The organism is Dyella sp. (genome assembly GCF_036568765.1).
Classification (GTDB): domain Bacteria; phylum Pseudomonadota; class Gammaproteobacteria; order Xanthomonadales; family Rhodanobacteraceae; genus GSA-30.
In genome coordinates, this window is the sequence record NZ_DATCRY010000279.1 from 1 (window position 1) to 4,462 (window position 4,462).

General features: G+C 64.0%; 5 protein-coding genes. 2 read left to right on the forward strand and 3 right to left on the reverse strand.

The window, feature by feature from the left end:
• Nucleotides 1-359 precede the first annotated feature (359 nt).
• The 3 genes from VIM98_RS17865 to rsmD form a co-directional block, all read right to left on the reverse strand.
• Nucleotides 360-866, reverse strand: coding sequence for a hypothetical protein (locus VIM98_RS17865; protein ID WP_331994454.1), 507 nt, complete (start codon nucleotides 864-866; stop codon nucleotides 360-362).
• Nucleotides 867-909: 43 nt separating this feature from the next.
• Nucleotides 910-1,428 carry a pantetheine-phosphate adenylyltransferase gene (coaD, locus tag VIM98_RS17870; RefSeq protein ID WP_331994455.1) on the reverse strand — a complete coding sequence of 173 codons (519 nt, stop codon included), beginning with the start codon at nucleotides 1,426-1,428 and terminating at the stop codon, nucleotides 910-912.
• Between the two features lie 428 nt (nucleotides 1,429-1,856).
• Nucleotides 1,857-2,417 (reverse strand): 16S rRNA (guanine(966)-N(2))-methyltransferase RsmD, encoded by a 561-nt coding sequence (gene rsmD / locus VIM98_RS17875; protein ID WP_414650239.1) that lies wholly within the window; start codon nucleotides 2,415-2,417, stop codon nucleotides 1,857-1,859.
• A gap of 89 nt (nucleotides 2,418-2,506) precedes the next feature.
• Between rsmD and ftsY the strand changes: the two genes are divergently transcribed.
• Entirely contained in the window at nucleotides 2,507-3,649 is a 1,143-nt protein-coding gene (gene ftsY / locus VIM98_RS17880) for a signal recognition particle-docking protein FtsY (RefSeq protein ID WP_331994457.1), read from the forward strand.
• 15 nt (nucleotides 3,650-3,664) lie between these two features.
• The coding region (locus tag VIM98_RS17885) for an AsmA family protein (protein WP_331994458.1) at nucleotides 3,665-4,462 on the forward strand (798 nt) is incomplete at its 3' end.

The following is a 4,462-nucleotide window of genomic DNA, read 5'->3' on the forward strand; positions in this document are numbered from 1 at the left end:
AACGCCACCTCTGGTGGCCTCCCAAAAACCAACTACGGCAATTCATCCGAGCCATCTCCAGCGGTCCTCTGACTTGGGTGTACACCGGCATCTCTACGTGAAAAACGTGGGGATACCTCAGCCCCAGCCCTCTCCCCCGGCAAGCCAGGGGAGAGGGAGCCTGACTGAAGCAGGTCTCAGGTTTCGCACTTGCGTAGATTGCTCCCTCTCCCCTGGCTTGCCGGGGGAGAGGGCTGGGTGAGGGGGCGGCCCGTCATGTAACCGCAAAAACAACAATGGGAGCGACCCCAGCGTCAACGAGTCCTTGCGACCGTCGCCACTGCAGCCGCTCCCACCGGAGAGCAGTAACTCGCGGCGACTTACATCGCTACGAAGCGCACCTGCGCACCGGTCGGCTGCAGTGCTTCGGTCACGCGCTGCTGGTCGGCCTGGTCGCCGATGAACAGGATGATCACATCCTTGAACGAACCCGGCTTGGCGCTCTTGAACGCTTCGATCACCAGATCGGCCGTCTTGCCCGAATCCGGACCGGCGAACACCAGCATGTTACCCGGCAGCACGCCGCGGGCGATGATGTCGTTGACGTTCTGCAGCTGACGATCGCGCGAAGCCTTGGCGTCGTCGCTGTCGCCGGCATTGACCAGGTACGGATACGGACGATCCGCCGTCATGCCCTGCATGTTCTGCGTAACGATCTGGCCGAGGTAGGCGTTCCACGCCTTGCTGTCGTTCGGATCGGTCGGCTTGGCGACCTTCTGCACTTGTGCCTGCTGCGAAGCCTGTTGGTCGTCTTCCGACTTGCTGCAACCGGCCAGGACCACGGCGCCGGTGAGCGCGAGGAGGGCAACGAGAGCGAACTTACGCATGATGATCACCTTGGTAATGTCTTTTGTACGTTGGTTGGAAAACTTAAGCCTGCCGCGACTGGCCATGTTGCCAGCGCTGGCGCATGGCCTGCTGGACCGCGGGATGCACGAAACCGGAAATATCGCCGCCGAGGCGGCCGATCTCGCGCACCAGCGAAGACGAAATAAAGCTGTACTGCTCGGCCGGCGTCAGAAACAACGTCTCGGCCTGAGGAATCAGATGACGGTTCATGCTGGCCAACTGAAACTCGTATTCGAAATCCGATACCGCACGCAGGCCGCGAATGATCACGCCCGCGCCGATTTCGGAAACAAAGTCAGCCAACAGGCTGTTGAAGCCGCGCACTTCCACATTGCGCAGATCCGCCAAGGCCAGCCGCGCCAATGCAATACGTTCGTTGAGGCTGAACCCCGGGCCTTTGCTCTGGCTGTCCGCCACCGCCACCACTACGCGATCGAACAGCGGTGCGGCGCGCGCCACCAGATCGGCATGCCCATTGGTGATCGGATCGAAAGTGCCCGGATAGACGGCTAGGCGCGTATTGACCGCTGGTTTGTCCACGGAAACATCGGGGGTGCTGTGAAGAGTGGGCGCTAGCTTACTTGGTTATAGCGCTGGGAGTTAGGGGTCAGGCATGCCTGCCTTTCGCCCCATGCGAGGGGCAATGAATGCGATTAGCGAACCTCTCCTGCGGAAACGACTTTGCATGCAAGGCTGCCCCCTCACCCCAACCCTCTCCCCCGGCAAAGCCAGGGGAGAGGGAGCCTGACTGAGTGAACCTCAGTGTTTCGCACTTGCGCAGCCTGCTCCCTCTCCCCTGGCTTTGCCGGGGGAGAGGGTTGGGGTGAGGGGGCAGCCTCGCACGCAAAAGACACGCCTCGTTTTTCGACGCCCCCTTCAGTCACCACAAGGGTTTACGGTGAGGCACGATCGTCGCGACTAAAGTCGCTCCCACAGAAAAATCGATTTCCTGGCATCTCCGTGAATTGTCATGTCTCACGCTTGAGCAATAAATAACCAACCTCACCCGCCCTACCCTCACGATGCGGCAACCAGGTGGCAGGCAATTCAGGCCGCCGATCCACCGGATACTCCACATAAATCCAGGCGTGCGGAGACAACCAGCCGTCTTGCTCCAGACGTTCGGCCAGCGACCTCCACAGGTCCAATGCGAAGGGCGGATCAAGAAATACCAGGTCAAATAGGCGCGGGTTGCCGCGCAGGAACGCCTGCGCCTCGATGCCAGCCACCTCGCCGCCAGGTAGCTTCAGCCGAGTCAGGTTATCCCTCAAAGCCTGCGCCGCACGCGGATTCGGCTCGACGAACTGCGCACTGGCCGCCCCGCGCGACAACGCCTCGATCCCCAGCGCCCCCGTCCCGGCACACAGATCCAGACACCGCGCGCCAGCAAGCCTCGGCATCAACCAATTGAACAGGGTTTCGCGCACCCGCTCCGGGGTGGGACGCAGGCCCGGCAGGTCCGGCACATCCAGGCGCGAATTGCGCCATTGGCCGCCAATCACACGGATTCGGCCCGGTTTGGCGCTCATATTCGGCATGTGTCCAAAGGGCCGCACTCAGCGGTGGGTATGAATGAGGGTGGTAGCATTCCTTCTATTGTCTTCATATCACCGCCCCGATGCTCAAGTTCTGGAAGAAAAAGCCCACCGAGACGACCCCGGAAGCACCGCGCGACGTGCCCGCCACCGCGGCCGATGCTGCCGCGCAGGACCAGTCGCCGGCCATGGGCGAAATCCTGGCCGAGGCCGCACCGCCCGAGTCGGCGCCGTCGGCCGACGAAGCGGTCGAGTATCTCCCCGAACAAGCCACCGCAACCGCAGCACCGGCGGAGGCGGCGGCACCGGCCAAGCTTTCCTGGCGCGAACGGCTGGCCGGCAGCGGCTTCGCCAAGGGCTTGAGCTCGCTCTTCAGCCGTAATCCCAAGCTGGACGACGACCTGCTCGATCAGTTGGAAACCACGCTGATCACCGGCGATGTCGGCGTCGAAGCCAGCACACAATTGGTCGAGAGCCTGCGCAAGCGCATGCACAAGCGCGAGTTCGCCGACGCCTCGGCCTTGCTGGCAGCGCTGCGCAAGGATCTGATCGGGCAACTCCTGCCCGTGCAGCAGCCACTGGACGTCAGCGGCCGCAAGCCATACCTGATCCTCACCGTCGGCATCAACGGCGTGGGCAAGACCACCACCATCGGCAAGCTGGCACGCCGCTATCGCGACGAAAAGCGCAGCGTGATGCTCGCTGCCGGCGACACTTTCCGTGCTGCGGCAGTGGAACAGCTCAAAACCTGGGGCACGCGCAACGATGTGCCGGTGATCGCGCAAGGTCAGGATGCCGATTCGGCCAGCGTGATCTTCGACGCGCTGCAAGCCGCGCGCTCGCGCAACACCGATGTACTTATCGCCGACACCGCCGGCCGCCTGCACACCCAGGGCGGCCTGATGGACGAGCTGGGCAAGATCGCCCGCGTGCTCAAGAAACTCGACAGCGAAGCGCCGCACGAAGTGCTGATGGTGATCGACGGCACCACTGGCCAGAACGCGGTCAGCCAGGTGCGCCAGTTCAGCCAGATCGTCGGCGTCACCGGCCTGGTGGTGACCAAGCTGGACGGCACCGCCAAGGGCGGCGTGGTGTTCGCGCTGGCGCGCGAGTTCGGCCTGCCGATCCGCTATGTCGGCCTGGGCGAAACCGCCACCGACCTGCGCGTATTCGATGCCGAAGCCTTCGTCGACGGCCTGCTGCCAGCGGTGCTGGGACATGCTTAAGAGCGCGCGCCCGCGATGATGTCGCGCACGCTGCGCCTAGCGTTGATTGTCGCCGCCGGCATCGCGCTTGCTATCGCCCTGATCGGCCTGGTCACGGTACACCTGCTGCTGCAGCCGGAGCGCTTCACCGCGATGCTGCAAAATCAGGCGCGCGCCGGCGGCCTGGAACTGAGCCTGGCCAAACCGGCCAGCCCCTCGCTGTTTCCGCGCCCTGCACTGGAACTGCAAGGCCTGACCTTGAACGCGCCTGGCGCCACCGCGCCGATCCTGGTCGCTGCCAACGGCCGGCTCGCCCTGCCCTGGCGCACACTCTTCGGCGGCGACACCATCATCACGCAGATGGAGATCGACTCGCCTCGCTTGGACCTGGATGCGCTGCAGGATTGGTTCGACAACCTGCCCCCGCGCCCAAGTACGCCGCTGCGCATTCCGCGCATCGATACCGGCGTGCTCGTCACGCGCGGCAGCATCCTGCGCGGCGAAGAACTGCTGTTCAACGACGTCACGCTCGAAGCCGGCAAGCTCGCTTCCGGACAACCATTTCCCTTGAGCGCATCGGCGCGCATCGCCAACGGCGACATCGTGCAGTTGCGCCTGAGCGCTACACCACGCATCGCGGGCGATGCCTTGCAACTGGACCATATCGGCCTGCGTCTGGCACAAGGCACATCGCTGGTGCTGCAACTGAGCGGCGATGCACGCTGGCACGGTGCGTCCGATGCCGCAGTGCACCTCGCCGGCAAGCTCGACCACGCCGACGCTGGCAGCTACGACACCGCCGTGACGCTGACGCCTGCCAACCAGACCGCCCCG

Excerpts from the sequence above, each read along its gene's own strand:
- rsmD (WP_414650239.1), bottom strand. The coding sequence starts at position 2,417 with ATGAGCGCCAAACCGGGCCGAATCCGTGTGATTGGCGGCCAATGGCGC.
- ftsY (WP_331994457.1), top strand. The coding sequence starts at position 2,507 with ATGCTCAAGTTCTGGAAGAAAAAGCCCACCGAGACGACCCCGGAAGCA.
- VIM98_RS17865 (WP_331994454.1), bottom strand. The coding sequence starts at position 866 with ATGCGTAAGTTCGCTCTCGTTGCCCTCCTCGCGCTCACCGGCGCCGTG.